Raw genomic sequence first — 21,302 nt, 5'->3', positions numbered from 1 at the left:
TCGCTTGGCTTAAAGATACGTTGGAAAAACTCCCTACCTGTAAAAATAATCGTATTGATGAATTGCTGCCGTTGCGATTGAATTCGTCAAATCACTGATTGTTTAGGTGGATCTGTCGGACGCATACGCAAGGTGTTGTCATGGCGATTGTCGAATACGATGGATGCAGGGTTTTGCGTGGACTGCCTGGAAGAAGCAATCAGGCACTATGGAAAACCAGAGATATTTAATTCGGATCAGGGATCGCAATTTACCAGCGATAGTTTTACTAAGGTTCTGCTGCACCGCGACATCAGGATCAGCATGGATGGTCGAGGTCGAGCGTTGGACAATATCTTTGTAGAACGGCTGTGGCGCAATGTGAAGTACGAGGACATCTACTTAAATGGTTACGCTACGGTGCCGGAGCTGATGCTTGGTTTAACGAAATACTTTATGTTTTACAACGAAGAACGCCCACATCAGGGTTTGGGCTATCAACACATTTAAATATGAGCACCTTGGGACAGACATTGGATATCGGGAAGCGATAAGAGCGAGACTCGAACTTGAGAACCTAATCAAGAGCGCGATGCTATCTCAAAAACCCGATAGCCCAGTCTACACCTACATACCAAAACTTAAGCAACCCATGCTTTCTGATGAGCAGTATAAAGAACTGGTCAAAGAAACCGAAGCGTTTCAGGATAATCTTTCCAACCTCATTGAAGCTGGCAAACACGCAATGAGTGCAAGTTCATTTGGCGATGCAATTAATGCATTTAGCAGAGCTAATCGACTAACACAAAACGATCCATTTGTTTTACAGCAACTCGCTTTAGCAACCTATAAATTTAAAAAACCAACAGAATTAGAAGCCTTGCATGCTGGCTTAGCGATTATCAAGCAACTGTTGCCTGACGATACTAACGACCCTGAGACATTAGGAATAACGGGAGCGATCCACAAGCGACTCTGGTTAGCGACAAAAAACGCGACACATCTTGATTTCGCTATTCAATACTACAACCGCGGCTATGAAGTACGTCGAGACTACTATAACGGCGAAAATTTAGCCCTCTGTCATGATTATCGATCAACGTTGCAAGACAATGCTGAAGAGAAAATTTATGATCGCATTTGCGCAAGAAAAACACGAGAGGCTATCTTGGCGTCTTTGATCGTGTTGATGAATTCCCCATCCTTTGATGATCGGTCAGATAAAAAGTGGATTTACGCAACCGCTGCAAACTGTTGCTTTGCTTTGGGTAATGAAGAACAGGGAATGAAACATGAAAACCAATTCTTTGCTTTACTGCCAGCCGAATGGGAAATCACTACTTACAGAGAAAACAAAACCCACACGCTAAGTTTCATCAACCAGTAGCGATATAGCACCATTAAAAAATGTCATTGTCATGTATCGATATACTTTTGAATACAGCGCAATAAAAGCAATACGAAGACCTGACAATGACAGTCATATTAAACAACTCAAATTTTTACGGGAAATAGGCCTTTTTTCTTGAAAGCTTGATTTCGCTTCCATTCTTCTGCTCTACACGAAATAATCCGAGATTATTTTTTATCTGAAGTAACTCATCATCGATAATGACAACGGTCATTCCTAATTTTTTGGCATAAGTGTCGATCGTTTTCGTATCTACAACGACCCAATCACCTATCCGTGCGCTACGAATACCCGTAAAAGGCATCACAACTGATAACAATGAAATCGCCTTCTTTTCGAAAATATCAATCGCATCGAGTAACTGCTTTTTCACACTAACAGCTTGGTTCTGTATTTCAGAGATATTGTCTTCAATCGTTTTAATCGCCAGATTTAATCGACTGATATCCGCTTCGCTTTGCGCTATTTGCTTACGCAGCTGTGGCAATCGAGAAAACGCTCTGAAACCATTACTCAAACCATAGGCGGCAGTAACAGCGGCTGCTAACTGAAAGAATGAAAATTCCATCCAAGGAAATGCACAAATAGCGCCAATGGCACCGAGCGCAAATCCTCGTCTTTGAGAATTAATTTCGTTTTTTTCCTTCTCTCCTAAAATTGATTTCTCACGCACTTTCCGAGCAAGATCTTCGTTGTAGTTCTGTTCTTTGGTTCTGTATTCTTTTACCGAAGTAGACGTAAGCTTAGGACTCCACGTTAAAATTTTGTCCTGTCCAGTAAACGTAACATCCTTCACTTTGGACATACTACGAATCTCGAGAGAAGTTGGTGCAAGCCACGTATGGATGACTGTTGAACCAGAAAGACGATAACAAAGCACCACGTCGCCAGTGGCGAACGTCTTTCCTATTTCTGGCGCTTTGGTAATTTCAATGATATGTTTGATGTTTAAGGTCATCGCACCGACGTCCAGTGCATACTCATCACTCTCGCAATGTATTTCCCTGCGCATCCTATTTGCCTGGATATAGTCTACTGCTTTCGCACGAATGTCTCGCAATTGACGTCGAATCATGCGTCTGCAGGAGAAAATTCTCTGAGACAGGACTGGGCTCGACATGAAGCTCTGATCTCTTGAGTTAGATCGACCTAAGATGTCAGAAATTTTACTTTGTGCGAACAGAATATTTTGCGCAGGAATATCTATCTCTGTCTGAATCCCGTTGATAAGATTCTCAAGATCCGCTCTGTGTTTCTCAAAAGCGAGATCACCGAGAATGTTGTCTAGAACAATTGGATGACAGTAAAAGGCTCTTTTCAATGACGCCTTCGAATCGACTATCTTTCCAGCATGAATACGCTGCCGGGCAAGTTCCAAATGTGCTTGTGCATACCATCCGGCTTGCTCAACAGCGCTTTCTGCGTAGCTCTGTGCCTGTTCTTTATCAACATCTGATCTTGCGCGAGCGGCAAGAATTAATGAAGTAGCAGCACGTAAAGGCTGATCCGTTTTTTCATAAATTCGGGCCGCTCTCTCTGCGTATTTGCTGGCCTCTTGCGCCACACTTTTTTTACCCTTACTTAACAAAACACGAGCGAGCCATTCGTTCGTAACAGGATCCAACGGTCTGAGTTCGTACGCCTCTCTCAGATGTTTCTCTGCAATTCCCCTCTCACTAATTTGCAGTGCAAGCTGAGCTTCACGCAATTGTTCATCTGCAGCAAATGCCCTCTGGTTTCGGGCGATATCTTGTGCTGATTCAGCGGAAGGTGGCTTGAGTAGTAATGCAATCTCCGAAATTGGTTCCGGACGAATTGAAGTTAACTTTGTCAGCTCGGTATCAGATATTCCAGTGACATCGTCACCGATTTCCCAGTCTGTTTCCGCCGTCTGTTCATTGTCTTGAAACCGAATTTCCCAAACGGTACGAATAATAGTGTGGACAATGCTATCGATAATCAATTGCAAATCGTCTTCTGTCTTGGGGCGATCATAAACCGCAGCGCGTTGATTACTCAGCACCTCCGATTTAAATTCGGCAAGCTTTTTCTCATCAAAAGAAGAAGCGGAGCCTTTCGGCGATGATGAAATGAAAAAAGGTAAAACGCGTGTTTCGCTCCCCTCCTCCATTGCAGTACGATATTCAATATGTGTACAGCTCAAATCAGTGCCTTGAACAATAGGCCCGTAGGTATCACCAACAATCAGAATCAATAGCTCGGAGCGTTTTACCCAATTGATGCAAAGTGATGAGGGTGATTCGGTATCAGCACCGTTATCATTGAGCTCAATAGGATGTAAAGGGACATAGGCAAAATCATTTAATTTCCGCGCTATCGCCTTACGAAGATCGTTGAATTCAGCAAAACGAGATGAGATAAAAATTCCTATATGTTGAACTGACAACTAATTTCCCCTTACATCAAAATAAGATTTTTAAAAATGAAAAGCGATATATAACGTGTCGTGTGTCATGACAAACTTTTTTTACTGACGACGCTCAACGTCTGACAGCTTCTACGTCACTTATTAAATCAAGTATAACGTGTGGCTATACGAAGAATCACCACCTAAACGAGTGGAATAAATGACTTAAATTTGGCGAGCATGCGTTCACTTGTTCAAATGGACGCTTGGAGTACTAGCTTAAGCCTAAAGATACTTTCAGTGCGTTCTGTGCGCCGTCTTGAAATTCACTAATCCTCGACATCAGTCCCTCATCATCCAAAAATTCTTCCAAGAGATAAGATTTGCTATAACGACGAATGTTGTTATTTAGATTTTCTTTTTTGAAGTTATCTAGAAAGTCGGCTTTCGATGCATTTGGCTTGAAAATACTGTCGTACCAATTCAACTTTTCTGTCCGATCAACGTCATTAACATAGATCGACAAAATCAGGCGACTCTCGGCAGATTCAGGCGCCGCAAACTTTAAAGGGTCAGGTTCGGATTTTTGTTTAGCATAAACGTCTGAAAAACCGCTATCAGATACCAGCAGAATATGTAAGAGCATTTCGCCCTTCAACGGATTGTTACTTTGGTCACCTGGGCGAGTAACGATCGTTCCATCTTCTTTTTTATTTGGCCTCAACATCAGCCACCCTGTTGTGACGGTAGGAAGTGCATCCCAAGCCCATCGTGTACAAAAATCTGAACCGCTACTTTTAGGCGCGATCCAATTGTCTGTGTAATAGAAAGTAAATCCAAGCTGCTCGTTAATTCTTTGTACTATATGAAAAACGCGTTTGTTATAGGCCCACAGTAAACGAAATGCTTTTCGCACGTCGGTGAGCGCTGCTTTTGTTTCTTCAGAAGATTGAGACATCGTTACCTTAATTTAATGAGTTTATGGGTTAATGATTTAATGTGATTTCCAAAAAAAGCTTGGTTCAGTCGTAATTTTTAATGAAGTAAATGTCGTTGAAACAGCGTCCACATTTTCAGACAGCAACTCCGTCGGCGTAAAACAAGTTGGAATGTGGCTGGGGAGCATACGAAATTTTTGCCAAGCCTCGTTAGTCAGTTCGTACAACCAGACTGGTGTAGACCTACTTAAGCCGTGTGCGTCCAGCGCTGACTCAATGTCGATAAAAATTCTTCTTGCGGCGTTGCTGTTTTCAAGTGACACACAGTTACGCGTGAGTTCAAGTAAATTCGCCCATGAAATACCAGCAAAACGAATATCAGCATTGCGAGTCTTAGATGGTGTAAGACCATCAAGAGCCGTAATAGTTTTTGCTTTTAATTCCCGTATCGTATTCGGTTGATCATTTCCCAAACCACCAACACAAAGGATCAAGATTTCTTTCTCTGTATATTTATTTTTTACTGCAAGATATTCTCGCGCTAGCTGCTCCGGATTTTGTTGAATTTGATAATCCCATCGCTTCGCTTCTATGACTACGATACATTCATTAAAAATAATGACGCAGTCAGGCTCGACTTGTTGCTGCGGCAACTCAAATTTCGGCCAAAATAAAATTTCTTGCACAACATCATTTCGATCATAGCGAAGTTCTGGCCATAATTGAGGCGATAGGAAAATATCTTGAAGCACCTTATCTTCAAAATAAAATAATCGTTCCAAAAATGAAGAAGTCAAAAGATCTTCAGATCCATCAAAGCTATCGTGCAAGCTCAGACCTGCTAGCCCACTTCCTACTTTTTTCCCGCTTAATATTGCATTGAGCACGTTCGACCTTACAAAAAAAAATTTCAATGGCTTCTTAAAAAAATATTGTCACTACCAAACTATCTTGTCGCGCTGGTCACAATCTCAAAAATAAGCTTAGAAAATAATCTAGCCTTGCTCGGATCAGACAACAACTGCATCATCTGATTCTGATGTGCGTCTGCACTACCCAAAATTGCATCATCCACCGCCCTAGGAAAATCCCCCAACATCGCCTGCTCCGCACTGTTATTGGCGATTTGCTGCATGACGATGTCATTTTCACGTACCTTGTCGCTAATCGTGTAGGCGTAGCTAACCAAATCGCCATCGGTGAGTTGATCGGTGATGAACAGCTCATTTAAGCGGTGAACAATTTGGGATAAGAACTCGGTCTTTTTGTCTTTCGCTTTTGCGGTACCTGCTCCCTCGCCTGGTTCCAGCTTGTATTCTTCGCTGTTCTCTTGTAGCGTTAAATGTTGTTGGCGAATTTTAGAGACGCGGTAGTGGCTTAGCACGATGCTGGATAAGTCGATGTCGTCGTCGTCCATGATCGTCTCGCGCAGCATGGGGCGCAGGTTACGGGCGTAGAGGCTGAGTTTTTCCAGGTCTTTGTCGTTGTAATCGACGATTTGCGACATGAACTCGTAAAAGCGCACAAAGGTGCCAAGGTCTTTTTTGAAAATCTCTAGGGCGTCTTTTGCACGCTTACACTCTTTGAAGCTGTTTTCGGCATTCGCAATCAGCACGGCGTCGTTCAATTTCTTTTGGCGCTCAAACATCTCTTTGGCTTGCTTGTACGCTTCTACTGCGTGCTTATAGCGCTTCTGCCAGCGCTCTACGGCAGGCTTGCAAATATTGGCGATTGCAGCGTTGCTCTTACTTTTAACGAAGAAAGCATCGCAGAATTGTTCGACTTCTGTCCAGGTAAAGATATCGGCAGCGCGTAGTTTGTCGTAGAGATCAAATATCAGATTAGGATTCGACACGTCTGCCAACTCCGCCGTCTGGAAGTACGGCTGAAACGCCGCCAGAATCTCTTCCGGCTCGTTAAAGAAGTCCAGAATGAATGTGCCCACCTCAGCCTTGCCCGGATAAGTACGGTTTAGGCGTGATAGTGTTTGTACGCACTCAACACCGCCCAGCTTTTTATCGACGTACATCGCGCACAGCTTAGGCTGGTCAAAGCCGGTCTGAAACTTGTTCGCTACGATCATGACTTGATAATCGTCCGTATCAAAGGCTTTGCGCATGTCGCGGCCTTTGAGATTCGGGTTCATATTGGTTTCAGTGAATTTCTGCCCAAGGAACATCTCTGCATTCGGGTCTTTGTCGTTGAACTCGACTTCGCCAGAAAACGCCACCATGGCATGGATCTGTTGATAGCCTTGCTCGCTCTTCATTTTTTCAATGAGATATTTATCAAACGCTTGTTTATAGCGCACCGCCTCTTTACGCGAGCTGGTGACCACCATCGCCTTCGCTTGGCCACCTAACAAGCCCATCACGTGGGTTTTAAAGTGCTCGACGATCACCATCACTTTTTGGCTGATATTGTGATCGTGCAGACGCACCCATTGATTGAGCTTGACCTTGGCTTTTTTGCTTTCGACTTCTTGGTCGACATCCTTCATCTTCATCGCCAGGTTATAAGCGACTTTGTAGTTGGTGTAGTTCTTCAACACATCAAGAATAAAGCCCTCTTCGATGGCCTGGCGCATGCTGTAGACATGAAATGCGGCTGGCTTATTGGTCTTAGAAGCTGGCTCTTCAGGGCGCGGCAAGCGACCGAATAATTCTAAGGTCTTAGTCTTAGGTGTGGCGGTAAACGCGAGATAGCTAAGGTTGTTAGAGGCGCGGCGTGAGGAGACGGCGGCATCCAGAATATCTTCTGTCGATAACTCATCCTCCTCGCTGGCGCTGCCATCGACCATCAAGACTTCTTTTAACTGCCGGGCAGTAGAACCGGTTTGCGACGAATGCGCCTCATCGGCAATGACGACGTAATTACGCTCTTTAAGGCTGACGCTGTTTTCGATCGCTTTTAATACAAATGGAAAGGTTTGTATCGTGACGATGATAATGGGCTGAGAGTTTTCTAATGCCTTGGCAAGCTTTTCAGATTTAGAACCATCGCCTTCTTGATTATTGATGCGTCCCACTACACCGTCAGTTTGCTCAAACTGGGCAATCGTGTCTTGCAGTTGCGCATCCAGCACCGTGCGGTCAGTGACGACGATCACCGAATGGAATAGCTTGTTACCTTTGTCATCGTAGAGTGACGACAATTGATGCGCTGACCAGGCAATCGAATTGGATTTACCAGAACCGGCGCTGTGTTGAATCAGATACTTGTGCCCCGGCCCTTCTGTGCGCGCGGCATCAAGCAACTTGTTCACCACATCCCATTGATGGTAGCGCGGAAAAATCAGGCTTTCTTTTTTGTACTTGCGCCCTTCCCAGTCTTCTTTGTCTTCGATCTGCAAATGCACATAGCGGCCAAGGATTTTGAGCAGGTTATCGGGCAATAAGACTTCGTTCCACAGATAATCGGTCGCGTATTGGTTCACGTCTACAGGGGCATCATTCCCCGCGCCGCCATCATGCGTGCCTTTGTTAAACGGCAGGAAGAAAGTGCTTTCGCCTTCTAAACGCGTGGTCATACAGACTTCGTACTGACTCACCGCAAAATGCACCAACGCACCGCGCTTGAAGGTCAGCAAGGGTTCTGGCTTTTTGGTGATTGGGTCCACGGGCAAACGTGTAGTGCGATACTGCTTCATCGCATTGTGTACCGCTTGCTTAAATTCAGACTTCAACTCCAACGTCGCAACCGGGATACCATTAACGAACAAGACCAAATCAATACGCCATTCTTTGGCTTTAACGCCCGTTTCTGCCAGATGCGCAGCGGTCGCCCACGGGCTGTACGTCAGCTCAGGCACCACGCGCAAACGGTTCTGCTTGTAGCGCTCCAGCGTATCCGGGTTGAGATCATGTTCCGGTGCAAACTGGCATAAAGTAAAGCGCGTGCTACGATCTTTGAGCTCATGCCGCAACACGCCCAGCGTACCAAAGCTGCGGATTTCTTTATTCGCCGCATTGGGGTCAGCCTTATTCAATTGCTGCGCCAAACGCTCCAAGAACTTTTGCTCAGGCTGCACCGGATACAAGGCACAAAATTTTTGCCATTGCTCATCTTGCGTGTCTTTGACAAAGCCCAGCACATCCTCAGGATACAAAGCCAGTTCGCGGTTGTAATGCTCTGCTTTGCCTAGCAACCAGCCGTTGGCTTGTAGCTGGCGGATCATGTCATTTTGAAAGGTCAGTTCGTTGGCTTTGCTCATCATTGCGCTCTAATTTCTATTGTCATTATGCATCGCTCTTTCTTTCGGCCAATTGCAATTGCACGCGTAATCGTTCGCGCTCTAACTCTTGTTTCAATTCGGCTTCGCTGGGGAGTTCGGTGAGGTATTTCGAACTAAACAATTGTTGGCTATCTTTTAAAACAGAGTATTTAGCCACGGTGTGATTGTGCTCGCTGCATAAAATTAAACCGATGGTCGGGTTGTCGTCGGCTCGGCGTTTTTGCTCTTCGTACATACGCACATACATATCCATCTGCCCGACATCTTGATGCGTCAATTTATTGAGCTTTAAGTCGATCAGCAAAAAGCACTTCAGATGGAAGTTATAGAACACCAAATGAATGAAATAGTCACCATCCTCAGTCTTGATACGCTGCTGTCTTTCAACAAAGGCGAAGCCTTTACCCAGCTCTAATAAGAATTTTTGCAAATTATTGATGATGCCATTTTCCAAATCGGCTTCCTGGTAAGCACCGCTGTCCAAATTCAGAAAATCCAAAATATAAGGATCGCGCAAATAGTCTTTAGGATGCAATTGCAGCGCATCGGTTTGAACTTTGGCTTCCAGCTCTACCGGCAATCGTTCCTTACTGGCAAGCAGACGCTCGTAGTAAAGCACGCCGATTTGCCGCTCCAAGGCTCTGGCACTCCAGCCCTGTGTAATAGCTTCCTGCGCATACCACTCGCGTGCGTCAGGATTTTCGATGCGAATCAGACAACGATAATGCGTCCAACTCAATTCGGTACGCAGTGCGTACCGAATTGGAAATGCTCGAAAAAAAGCACGCATATTGCGCAGGTTGCGTACATCAAACCCTTTGCCAAATTCATCGGTCAATCGTGTACTTAATTGCTCAAGTTGTTGCGCGCCGTATTCGGCCCGAGCCTCGCCCTGCTGTTCATCTTCCACAATCAAGCGGCCAATATGCCAATAAGTTTGCACCATCGCGCTATCCACACTGCGCTGGACTTGCTGGCGTGCCTGCTGAACTAGCTCACGTATGGCTTGCAGTAAGGGGTTTTGCGGGGCAATTTGATTCATTTTTGGAGTTCTCACTTCTCGATTGAACTATCTTGTTACGCTATAGAATTTAAGTTGACACCCATTTGAAATCCGAACACACCCTTCGTCATTCCCGCGAAAGCGGGAATCCAGCGGCTTTAACTTCGCATCGCGCCATTTTTGATAAGACGCTGCGCGTAAATTCACGTCACTGGATTCCCGCCAAAAACATGCGGGAATGACGGCGCGGGCGCTTGCGCTGCTCATGCGGCTTGTGCCTCTGACACAGGCGGCTGCCAATCGCGTACGTCGATTTTTCCTGTGACGGCGGCGGAGATTAGGGCTGTGCGGCGTTCCTTGATTACGTCTATCGCGTCTACAGCTCTCTGGATAAGATTATCAAGTCTGTTTGAGGTCGTCTGTATATGATTTACGATATTCAGTTGCTCGCTCATCGGAGGTACCAAAGCCCGCAAATACACAAGCCTTTCAACTTTTATCCCTAGAGCAGTTGAACCAGATGCAAACATAAACAAACTCTGCTGAAATTGATCCGACATAATTAAATATTTTAGATAGTCGTTACTTAGGACACCTGCATGACCATCAAATTTAATAATCCTCTGTGCTAAGGCGATATCTTCTCTATCTACGCTAGCAACTTCACCCAAAGGTGCTTCAGTTGTAAATAGGATCTCGCCAATTCGGGGTTTACCGCGACTCATTACAATCTCGTAGTCGCGTTCCGCGATGTATTCCTGCGATGCCTCATAGTTAATTTTCCCGTTTTTTATGTTGCGAGCGGTAACTAAAAAAACTCCGGAATCGCATTTCTCTGGTGTCTTTCCACGATAATCGACAATGTTGTTCAAGTATTTCTTAAATCCAGCAACGACCCAATGCGCTGGCACTTCACCCAGCCACTCAACGCCGGAGTCGCGCATGGGGGCGTTGGGGTTGAGGCCTTTGGTGACGGCATGACTAATCACCGCCTGCCGTTTTTCTTTCAGCAGCTTGATCAACTCTTGCTGCTTCGCGATCAGGGTATCAATCTTAGCGGTTTCGTGGTCGAGGAAGCTGGCGATTTTTTGTTGTTCAAGAAATGATGGCAAGGCTGCGGTAAAGTTTGTAATTACATCAGAAGGAACGCGTTTCAAGCCACCAGCACCGGTCATCGCTGCAGTAGCGACATCCATAAAGGAATCTTCCTGAAAGCGGTAAAACCAATATCTATTGCAAACGTCTCTTTTGGTTCGTATCACGTAAATTTCGGACGAGCCAAATCCAATTCCGTTCGCCAAGTTTTTTGCAACTGCAATATTTTTATTTTCAAAACATGGCGTCACTTTGGCCATCAATATGTCGTCATCTTGAAAATACGTGTAGCCATCATAAACGTCACCGACAACGCGGGATTCATCTAACATTATCGAATCGGTCTTAAGCTTTTCCATTGGAATGAAACTGCACTCCAAGCTTCTTTCTATGATGGGCTTCTTCGGCGTCAGTTCAGATATATATTTAACTCGCGTAAGCTTCCATTGAATAGGAATTTGCCCCAGCCATTCTACTTCTGAGTCTTTGTACTCAGGATAAGCCTTATACCGACTCATACCTCCCCCTCCTGCGCCAGATTCAACATATAAAACTCATGCAGCTTGGCTTGCAGCAATTTCTTATCGGGCAGTTGGGTTTGGTATTCAGCGATCATCGCGGGAGACAAGCTGCGGCTCAGTGCGTATTCGACGACTTCATCATCTTTGCTGGCGCACAGCAACACGCCAATGGCAGGGTTTTCGTGTGGCTTTTTGTGGTCGCGGTCCAGCGCTTCCAGATAGAAGTTGAGTTGCCCCAAGTGTGCTGGGCTAAAACGATCGACTTTCAATTCAATCGCGACCAGGGCATTCAAGCCGCGATGAAAGAATAAGAGATCGAGGGCAAAGTCCTGTTTGCCGACTTGGATAGCGTATTCGCTACCGACAAAACAAAAGTCGCGTCCCAGTTCGAGCAAGAAGTGCTTAAGCTTGGCGAGCAAGCCTTGGTGAAGATCCGCCTCGCTGTGTTGTTCTGGCAGACTTAAAAAATCAACGATGTAGCTGTCTTTGAAGACGCTGAGGGCTTCTGGGTGTAATTGTGTCACCGCTGGTGAGACTTTTATCGGATTCAACACCACCCGTGCAAACAAGGCGGTATTGAATTGTCGCTCCAGCTCGCGTTTGCTCCAGCGTTCTTGGACTGCCATACGCAGGTAAAAATCACGCTCTTCAGGGCGCTTGCTTTGGCTCAAGATAATCAGATTGTGTGTCCACGGCAATTGTCTCACCAGTGGTGCGACAATCTTATCATCCTGATATGTCTCGTAAAACTGCCGCATACGAAACATATTGGCACGGGTAAAGCCTTTGAGGTTAGGCTGCGTGGTCGCTAAGTGTTTTGCCAGTGCGTCTACCACGCCATCGCCCCATACTGCGGCTTTAATTTTATTGCTGATGATGGCACCAACCTGCCAATATAGTTCGATCAGGGTGGTGTTGACCGCTTGGTACGCTTGCTGGCGGGCGGCGGTGATCAGGTGGACGACTTCGGCAAAGTCAGGCTGCGCAACATGACTCACATTGACGTTGCTCATGAATGCACCTCTTGCAGCAGCTTCATGATTTCTGCGCTCACGGCATCCAGATCGGCGTCGATTTCTGCAAGATCGCGCGGTGGTTGGTATTGGTAGAAATGGCGATTGAACGGGATTTCATAACCGACGATGCCGATTTGCTGGTCTTTATCATCCTTCTTGCTGGCGTCGATCCAGGCGTCTGGTACGTGCGGCTGAACTTCTTTGTTGAAGTAGGCTTCGTTGATGTCGTTGACTGTTTTAGACGGATCGAGGGCGACATTTTCAAAATCCCGTAAATCACCATCGGCTTTGTATTCGATGGTTTTGCCCTCGACGTTAAACAAGCCGTAGATTGGGGCGACTTTGGCTTTGTGGATTTTTTTGATGACTGGCTGAGCCGACGGGTTTTTCCAGCTGACGGCGGATTCGATGGCTTTTTTGTCTTTGGCATCCAAGCTGATGCCTGCGGCTTTGGCTGCGCCAGCGATGGCATCGTCGTAGTGATTCATGTCGTCAAATTGCGCGTTGCCTAGCTTAGATTGCAGCGCCTGGGCTTTGAGCATGGTCGCTTTGGTACTGGTCCAGGTATCGCGATTGAGCAAGTCTTTGATTTGCTTTTCTTTGAGGTCAGCAAAATGGATCTTGATGTGGCGGCGAATCGCTTCTTCATGGCTGCTGAGGTCGCCGTAATGCCGACAATCCGCTGCGTCGCTCCACAGCGCGGCGGGTAGATGGGCGAATTCTGTGTAGACCCATTGCATCACGCTATTTAACGCACCGGATTCAAAACGCAAAGTGGCGATACGTTCATCGCTAAACTGATAAGACTGGCGCAACGGACGTTCTATGGTGATGCGGCGGTAGCCAAATTCATGGGTTTTGAAGATTTTGGCGGCGAAGGTTTTGGCGGCTTCTGTCTTGGGATTGGCAGATTGACGACCGCGATTGCTTTTAGCCTCAGTCGGTTTATCCAGCTCACGTGCATCGACGACTTCAAAGTGACCAAAGCATTGCGTGATGGTGCGGATATCGTCATCGCTCATCTCATTGCGCTTGCTACCCAAGGATTTGCGCATCTTGCCGCAGAGGTTGCTGCCGTTAATGAGTTGTACCAAGCCTTTACGCTCAGGTACTTTTTTGTTCGACAAGACCCAGACGTAGGTAGCGATACCGGTGTTATAGAACATGTCGGTGGGCAAGGCGACGATAGCTTCGAGCAAATCGGATTCTAAAATATAGCGACGGATTTCTGATTCACCGCTACCAGCGCCACCGGTAAATAAGGGCGAGCCATTGAGAATAATGCCGATGCGACCGCCTCCTTCTTTGCTATCGCGCAGCTTGCTGATTAAGTGCAGCAGGAATAACAAGGAGCCATCCGAGACACGCGGCAAACCAGCACCAAAGCGGCCATCAAAGCCTTTTTCAGTGTGTTCTTTGGCGATGTCGTCTTCGATTTTTTTCCAATCAACGCCAAATGGTGGATTAGAGAGCATGTAATCGAATGTGGTCGCGTAGAGCTGATCGTTAGACAGGGTATTGCCCAGCTTGATGTTGCTGACCTCTTGGCCTTTGATCAGCATATCCGCTTTACAAATGGCGTAGCTTTCGGGGTTTAATTCTTGGCCGAAGGCACGCATGACTGCGTTGGGGTTGAGCTCGTGCACATACTCCATACCGGCAGACAAGAAACCGCCTGTCCCTGCGGTAGGATCGTAAATGGTGCGGATAATGCCAGGCTTGGTCAGTGCTTCATCATCTTCCATAAAGACCAAAGAGGTTGTCAGCCGGACGATGTCGCGTGGGGTGAAGTGTTCACCTGCGGTGTCATTAGAACTCTCTGCAAAGCGCCGGATCAGTTCTTCAAAGACCAACCCCATATCATGATTCGAGACGACATTGGGGCTCAGATCAATGGTGCGTACCTTTTGTACGACCTTGTAGAGTAGATTGGCGTCGCTCAGTTGGCCGATGAATTCAGCAAAATTGAAGTATTCAAAGATTTCACGCGCATCTTTGGAGAAGCTTTGGATGTAGCTTTCTAAGTTGGCTTTGATACCGCTCTCACCAAGCTTGGATAGATCCATTTTGGACGTATTAAAGAAGCTCAATCCACCCGTCGAGCGCAAAATGAGTTTTTCTTGCGCTTCTTCTGGCAGATTCATCGCCTGTACTTTTTGGTGTTCAGCGAGTACTGCTTCTTTGCTTGCTTCCAGCACGCACTCTAAGCGGCGTAGCAAACAAAACGGCAGAATAATGCGGCCATATTGGCTTTGTCTGAAGTCACCGCGCAGCAGGTCGGCAATTGCCCAAGAGTCGGTGGCGAGGTTATTAGATGTTTGGGACATTTATTATTCTTTGTCTTTTGATTCGAGTTGTGCAATTGATAGCCCTCGTAAGTAGATCTTTAGTAAAATTATTACAATGACATCTAGCTACATAGAGGAACTTTTGTGAACGCAAAGATATTACTCTAAAGGCAACCTAGTGACTAGAGAATGAATCACTTTTCATTCACGAAGTGCTTAAGGCAAATGGATTACGTTTTTTATTGAGTTGGACAACACGAATTCTTCTGTATCACTGCCACTCATCGCAATTCCTAAGTAATTACCAAGCAAGTCCCACACCTCTTTAGTTTCCCGGCGTAATCATGGTGCAAATAATGTCTGTTCACCTTCTCACCCGGAACAACGTGATTTTGGCAGCGGTTGATAGTAACTAAGGGGATATTCAATCTTTGCATGATGGTGGAACCTGTCCGGCGAACGTCATGAGGTGTCCATTTGCCGTTTTCGCCACGGCCCAGCACCAGTGAGTTATCGTTCTTACGATTCTTCTTTGGGCGCGCTGGGTTACCGTCTGCATCAAGCTTAAACATCACTTGACGGTCGCTAATTTGATCTGCGATGACCTTTCTACCAATGCAGTTCTCACCTGTCGAGTCTGGAAAGCACCAATCACTGTAACCTGTAATTTCATAGAGCTTTTTGAAGTAATAAAAAGCATAGTCAGTCAGAAAGATCACGATTGCAGATACTTTGTTTTTAACGTCCTTTTTAGGGATTTGCCACGTTTTCGAGTCGAAATCGACATGTTCACAGCGGGACATACTTAATTCCCCTACCCTACAAATTGTCGACAGCATGATCCAGAATGCAAGTTGCGTCGTCTTTACTACGGGTCGTTCTGCAATACGGCGGTTAGACGCATTCTCATATTTCATTTCTTGGATTTGGAGGAGCATATTCAGCTCAAATATTTCATGATCTGACAAAATCCTTGATCGAATATTATCCATGTCGTAATCTGGGCTGACGATATTATCGATCATTGACCCCTCAGCCTACGTTAGATCGCCTTTTTGTCGTTCACAGCGCCACAAATGACAGGGCGAATGTGCGCAATTTGCTACTTCATTCTGCTCTTGGCAGTCAAAGCGATATAAACTTTGATCCTACTTTTCTGGATAATTTCCTCAACGACGACACTGCTCATATTATTGCTCAAAGCAATGATTATGACTGGACGGCACAATCACTCATTCTGTTATTCCATGGGGGTGATGATACGACTGTCCCCCATGGCAACACCGATTCAGCATTTCAAACCATGACACAACGAAGAGCGGCACCGCTGATCGAACGCACGGATTGCACGTCGTAGCCCTCGGAGCATATCCCCTGCGTGACAACGTTCTTAATCGACGACATTACTCGACTTGGGGCTTTGGCTAAAGGATTGTGATATAAAAACGGTTCCACATCGTCCTTCTATAAGAATGTTGGGTGCTTTGCTACTACTGCCATTCATTAAGTAGCCTAGGCTGCACTTGCTGGCAGGTGGCACAAAACCCTCGGCCGTCCTAAAGGCTAATCATCACGGTACCGTCCCACATTTTAAAAAGGAATTGATACATGGATTCGATAATGTCGTTTGTCCCGATTATTTCTAGCGTTGGTATTTTCGGATGTTTAATCAAGTTGGCTGCAAAACTTTAGCATTTAATAGAATAAATGAAACATTATGACTATATTTAATTCAAGCGAAACGAGGTTTTAGCGTCGCTAGGCATCTACGGAACATGCCAAGTTCTAGCTACAGCGGCATAATTTTTTCAGATTCATTTAAGCAGTGTATTTATTTTTTTGTTTTTTGAAGTTAATGGAGGCGGACGTGAAAAATAAGAGAAATAAAATTTTAATACCACTTATTTTTATTATTGTGGTTGGAAGTGCCGCAGCTGGGGTGGGTTACAAGCCTTTTCTCCCAAACTTATTGTCTGCGATCTTTGTTGCCCAGCAGGCTCTTCTTAATGTACAAGATAAGCTGGCTAATTTTTATTACGCTGATAATTCTGGCAAGGTAAGTAGCGAAGATTTACAGAAGAAGATTATAGAACCGATTGCCGGTATAGCTATGGAGGAAGAAAATGGCAAGCTAGAAGGTGAGAGTGATGAAGAGTATCAGTTGAGAGTAGCGACTTTATATAGGGCGATGGAAAGCAATGTAAGGGCATTTACTGAGGCTGAAACCAAAGTAAAGGGTAAAACGAAAAGACCTGAAGTGTATACTTGGGCGGATATTGAGCCTCGTCGATCAACCGTTGCCGATGTTAATCCTGGTGCTGAGTTAGATGGACAAGGTCAATCGTTGGCAATGTTCTTAAAAATTGCCACGCACCCCAGAAATCTGCTGATTTATTCAAGTTACTATGTCAGCGTAAAATTGCCGCAATTTGATGATAACGGTACAAAAATAACTCAAGGCGCAATTAATGTTCAAACATGGAAGGATCCATCAGCTAATGGGGGATTTTTCTGGTCGGAGAGCAGTAACCTGATCTATGTTGGCGAAGACCATTGTCTTGAATTAGATGGTGGATCGGCAAGTAGTTATGTTACGTTGAATTGGTGTACTTTAGATTCACCGAAACAAATGTGGCGCCGAATTGTTAAAAAGTACAGTCAAACGAATGGTGGCGCAGTTGCTGTCGCCTATGAGTCTTTAGCGTACCCAGGAAAATGCATGGGATCCACCGCACCAGGGTCCACATTGACAAGCCTTTATGCCTATGATTGCAAGTACGCCAACAGTGACCTATACCCAAACGTCATTTTTAGCTATGAGAGTGACGTGTATTTGCCGCCTCTGGAGACGACGACATTCAAGTATGGGCGTAGAGCGGGTGAGTTTGAGGCGCAACATACAAGTTTTTCATGCATACAAAAGCTAGTTGCTGCAGAACAAAATAGTAAAACTGATAATTCGCAAGTTTGTGAAAACTCCTCATCGAAAAGTCTATCTCGGCAAGTGCGCGCTACAAATGATAATCAAGATGTAAATCGAATCAACGGACAGGGCCCTTTCAAGGTATACCTTAGAACGGGTGGTGGTAGTACTCAGTTTTTGTTAGATCGCCATTATTACATGGGAACTAAGGCGATAGCCCCTTTACTTCCAGGCCAGTGGCGTAGCTATGTGATGAATATTGGTCAAGGATCCTTCACCGTTGTTGACGGTTATGCTTGGCCACATCCCGTGATTATTGATATGGGTTCAGCCACGAGAATTACCCCCGCAGGTGATGTTAAAAAGCATGCAGTGGAACTACTTAAATTTATGAACTGGACGATGCAGACCGGACAATCAATCAGAATCAAAATGGATCAAAGTGAAGTATCGAGCACTCATTATGTTCGTAATCCTATCCTTATCATTTCACATGGTGACTTTGATCACTATAGTTTATTGGAGTTTATGTTTAAATCTAGTGGCGACGACCCTAGTTTGACGAAATTACCCCAGCCCTTTGCCGTATATATTGGAGGTAGTCTCGAAAGTTTCAAAACAAAGTCGACATCAGCGGATGCACCATCTGTAAAAACTCGTACTTGGCTTACAGAGTTGGCGAGAGTAAATAGTGGGACACTATTTTATGAAAATATAAATTTCTCTGTTGGTCCTACCAATAGCAGCGGCCCTGAAAAGCTATTTGCGACTGATAATCGTGGGACTGAAGTGCAGATCGATGCCGCTATCCCGTTAGTATTACCTGTTCCTACTTCGAATACACAAACGGTTTCTTTGGAAGACCGAACAGATAGACCGTGGTTGTATTTTCTTGAATCAAATCCAACCGCAAAGGGTAAAAATTCTAAAAATCGACAGAGTCTCATCGTATCAGTTGCCGATGGTTTTTATAGTATCACCGCTCCGGGAGACGGAGATAAGGAAAATGAGGCCAATGCTTCATCAAGAGCGGCAAAGTTTGGAATACGAAATTTAATGGGCTTAGTGCTATCGTCGCATCATGGTGCGAAGACTAAAGGTAGTAATAGTCCCCAGTTTTATCAGGAATTTAAGCCCTCTAGTGTTATTTTTTCTGCTGGCAATTCCAATTCCTACGGACATCCAACTTATGAGGCGTATAAAGCAATTAAGGACAACAGCGGACAGTTATTGTGCCTAAGTGCTGATGGTCGCGGCAATAAAAATTATGTGGATTGCAATACCGATCGCGCACACGAGGGCTATATTGGCGAAGAACGTACGACATTTCCAAAGGGGGGGCAAGCCGTATTTTTGACTGATAATACGACTTATATCGATCCTAACGCCAAGGAGGATTTAAGTTTTCGGCAAGATATAGCTGTTGGTGGTGATATTGTGGTTACCGTAACACCCATAGGCGGTATGTTAAGTCAATACTATCCGAAGGGAAAAGTGGCTGACATGAAGCTGGGAGCAATAGTGACAATCCCAACGATTGAATATTATTTTAGTAACTATAAGACAGGCGTTCCATTGGGTACTGATTTGGTTCTCCGCGACTCTCCGACGCGATTATTTAATTCTTATGCAGGAAAAATACGGGAAAGCCAATACTGTTCAGATTTATATCTCGAGAGCCCTATTGGTAAAGATGGTATGACGCCAGGTTATTTTCATCGTACAGAGTCAAACACTGGTCCATACTATTCTGATAGGTATACCTTATTTTTGTCGGCAGGTCAGATGTCAAATTATAAATTTAATTTCCCAGACTCTGATACATATGGTAAGTATGATTACCTGAAAGACCGAGCGATTACGCAGATTCCAATGATCTGCAATGCAAGTCCCAGATAAGATTTTGGCTTCAATCGAATCATCGATCGCTCCGTTGGTGTCATTGATGATTCGAGGTGAATTTATGATATGGATAATCCCTATACTTATGCATCGATCGTTATCCCGCTCTGCCTGGACATCTCGATCAAAGTCACGAGTACAACGAATGCCGTTCACCTAATTCAACTGGTTGCCGTCTAATTCAACCAATCAAATCTCTGGAGACGCTTATCACACGGTCATTTGAACAATGCACTGCATAAAAAACAGTTTTCGGTCGCATGTACTGCTTGTTCACCGCCCTTTTTCGCTAAAACCGTTGCCGCTTCAGTTGAATTATACTCACGTCACTCTGTGAAAGATTGCCTTCAGTTGTTTCGGACATTACCTTCTTTCCATTTGATATCGCATTGAGCGTTTCACAATCCTTTAGCCAAAGCGCCAAGTCTCGTAATGTCGTTGATTAAGAATGGCGTCACGCAGGGGATATGCTCCGAAGGTTTTGCGGTGCAATCCATACGCTCGATCAGCGATGCCGCCCCGCGTTGCGTCATGGTTTGAAACGCAGAATCGGTGTTGCCATAGGGGACAGTCGTGTCATCACGTCCATGGAAGAACAGAATGGGTGATTGTGGCGTCCAGTCATAGTCATTGCTTTGAGCAATAATATGAGCAGTGTCGTCGTTGAGGAAATTATCCAGAAAAGTAGGATCAAAGGTTATATCGCTTTGACTGCCAAGAGCAGAATAAAGTAACAAATTGCGCACATTCGCCCTATCATTTGCCCCCAGATTTTTTAAAAATCCTGGACTGATGAGCGCGCCAAGGATAGGGTTATTTTTACGAACGGCATCCAGCATGGCATTTAATGTCAGAGCAACATCATAGGGACCTGCGCCAACAAATGTAGTGACCGGCAGTGTGGTACTCGCCGTCTTGTTTTGTGTTAATTGGCGCAGCGTTGCCATTGATGCATAAGCGCCTTCAGAATAGCCCGTTAAAAATACCTGTCCATTGTCAGCTATGGTATTCATCTGACGCCAGCGTGACGTGGCCGTCATAAAATCAATGACCGACGTTGCCGTCGGCGTTGCCAGCAAATACGGATGCGGCAGACCTTTGCTCGCTCCATAACCAACATAGTCAGTTGCACTTACCAGATACCCCATCGAGGCGAATAGCACCGCAGGCTCGTCGGGTGTTGCATGATTACTGGGCGCCCCAGCATCAGTTTTGATGGTGGCGTGTTGATAGCTTAAGACCGGGCTCGTCTGGCTGCTAGCCTTGCGCGGGATCGCCGCGAGGCCAGACGCAATAACACTACGCCCACCAGAATCAGTCGTGGTGTAAGTAATTTTGTAAGTATCAACTGAATACAGTGGTTTAACTGCTGCCGCCAGATCATTGGAAAGTGCCGCCGTCACATCTGCGACATTGACCGTAGTGATAAAAGTAGCGTTTTCAAAATGGCCGGGACCTGGTGGATTGGCGACATCGGGTGTCACGACTGGTGGCACGCCACTGCTTGACGAACCGCTTCCACCACATGCTGCGACCGCTGCAGAAGTTAAGATGGCGATTGCCAATGCTTTACCGGACGAGAAGGCATACAAAATATCAGATTTCATCGCTTTTCCAATGCAGA

Annotated in this window: 14 protein-coding genes and 1 pseudogene; 5 read left to right on the top strand and 10 right to left on the bottom strand. The window is 45.4% G+C overall.

The features are described from left to right. From ACO0K1_RS16085 to ACO0K1_RS16075, 3 genes and pseudogenes are all read left to right on the top strand, one after another. The coding region (locus tag ACO0K1_RS16085; protein ID WP_423027520.1) for a transposase domain-containing protein at positions 1-98 on the top strand (98 nt) is incomplete at its 5' end. 28 nt (positions 99-126) lie between these two features. Then, positions 127-489: pseudogene (locus ACO0K1_RS16080) on the top strand (DDE-type integrase/transposase/recombinase); the annotation flags it as partial. Positions 490-571: 82 nt separating this feature from the next. After that, positions 572-1,366: a TRAFs-binding domain-containing protein gene (locus ACO0K1_RS16075; protein ID WP_423027518.1), complete on the top strand. Its 795-nt coding sequence runs from the start codon at positions 572-574 to the stop codon at positions 1,364-1,366. A gap of 115 nt (positions 1,367-1,481) precedes the next feature. Here ACO0K1_RS16075 and ACO0K1_RS16070 read toward each other — a convergent pair whose 3' ends face one another. From ACO0K1_RS16070 to ACO0K1_RS16030, 9 genes are all read right to left on the bottom strand, one after another. Further along, the gene (locus ACO0K1_RS16070) at positions 1,482-3,797 is read right to left on the bottom strand and encodes a DUF4062 domain-containing protein (protein ID WP_423027516.1); all 2,316 of its coding nucleotides are present in this window, start codon (positions 3,795-3,797) and stop codon (positions 1,482-1,484) included. 235 nt (positions 3,798-4,032) lie between these two features. After that, positions 4,033-4,716, bottom strand: a complete 684-nt coding sequence (locus ACO0K1_RS16065) for a hypothetical protein (RefSeq protein ID WP_423027514.1) — start codon at positions 4,714-4,716, stop codon at positions 4,033-4,035. Between the two features lie 36 nt (positions 4,717-4,752). Beyond that, positions 4,753-5,583 carry a hypothetical protein gene (locus ACO0K1_RS16060; protein ID WP_423027512.1) on the bottom strand — a complete coding sequence of 277 codons (831 nt, stop codon included), beginning with the start codon at positions 5,581-5,583 and terminating at the stop codon, positions 4,753-4,755. A 59-nt stretch (positions 5,584-5,642) separates the two neighbouring features. After that, positions 5,643-8,912, bottom strand: coding sequence for a type I restriction endonuclease subunit R (locus ACO0K1_RS16055; protein ID WP_423027510.1), 3,270 nt, complete (start codon positions 8,910-8,912; stop codon positions 5,643-5,645). Between the two features lie 22 nt (positions 8,913-8,934). Continuing rightward, positions 8,935-9,972 carry a PDDEXK nuclease domain-containing protein gene (locus tag ACO0K1_RS16050; RefSeq protein ID WP_423027508.1) on the bottom strand — a complete coding sequence of 346 codons (1,038 nt, stop codon included), beginning with the start codon at positions 9,970-9,972 and terminating at the stop codon, positions 8,935-8,937. Between the two features lie 224 nt (positions 9,973-10,196). Then, positions 10,197-11,546 (bottom strand): restriction endonuclease subunit S, encoded by a 1,350-nt coding sequence (locus ACO0K1_RS16045; protein WP_423027506.1) that lies wholly within the window; start codon positions 11,544-11,546, stop codon positions 10,197-10,199. Beyond that, on the bottom strand, positions 11,543-12,562 hold the full coding sequence (locus ACO0K1_RS16040; protein ID WP_423027504.1) for a PDDEXK nuclease domain-containing protein: 1,020 nt from the start codon (positions 12,560-12,562) through the stop codon (positions 11,543-11,545). The genes ACO0K1_RS16045 and ACO0K1_RS16040 overlap by 4 nt, the downstream gene beginning before the upstream one ends. Continuing rightward, complete coding sequence (locus ACO0K1_RS16035; RefSeq protein ID WP_423027502.1) at positions 12,559-14,892, bottom strand: type I restriction-modification system subunit M; 2,334 nt, start codon at positions 14,890-14,892, stop codon at positions 12,559-12,561. Before ACO0K1_RS16035 ends, ACO0K1_RS16040 begins: the two co-directional genes overlap by 4 nt. Positions 14,893-15,146: 254 nt before the next feature. Further along, the gene (locus ACO0K1_RS16030) at positions 15,147-15,878 is read right to left on the bottom strand and encodes a tyrosine-type recombinase/integrase (RefSeq protein WP_423027500.1); all 732 of its coding nucleotides are present in this window, start codon (positions 15,876-15,878) and stop codon (positions 15,147-15,149) included. Between the two features lie 74 nt (positions 15,879-15,952). On the opposite strand from ACO0K1_RS16030, the gene ACO0K1_RS16025 reads away from it, so the two are divergent. Both ACO0K1_RS16025 and ACO0K1_RS16020 read left to right on the top strand, forming a co-directional pair. Beyond that, entirely contained in the window at positions 15,953-16,210 is a 258-nt protein-coding gene (locus tag ACO0K1_RS16025) for a hypothetical protein (protein WP_423027498.1), read from the top strand. Positions 16,211-16,720: 510 nt separating this feature from the next. Further along, a complete protein-coding gene (locus ACO0K1_RS16020) occupies positions 16,721-19,675 on the top strand; it encodes a hypothetical protein (protein ID WP_423027496.1) in 2,955 nt (984 codons plus the stop codon). A 401-nt stretch (positions 19,676-20,076) separates the two neighbouring features. On the opposite strand, the gene ACO0K1_RS16015 is transcribed toward ACO0K1_RS16020, so the two are convergent. Beyond that, positions 20,077-21,285: an alpha/beta hydrolase family protein gene (locus tag ACO0K1_RS16015; RefSeq protein ID WP_423027494.1), complete on the bottom strand. Its 1,209-nt coding sequence runs from the start codon at positions 21,283-21,285 to the stop codon at positions 20,077-20,079. Between the last annotated feature and the right edge of the window lie 17 nt (positions 21,286-21,302).

The sequence above is a fragment of the Undibacterium sp. SXout20W genome (assembly GCF_049340285.1).
Taxonomy (GTDB): Bacteria; Pseudomonadota; Gammaproteobacteria; order Burkholderiales; family Burkholderiaceae_D; genus Undibacterium.
The sequence above is the reverse complement of the archived record's forward strand: the minus strand, read 5'-3'. Positions and strand labels throughout refer to the sequence as shown.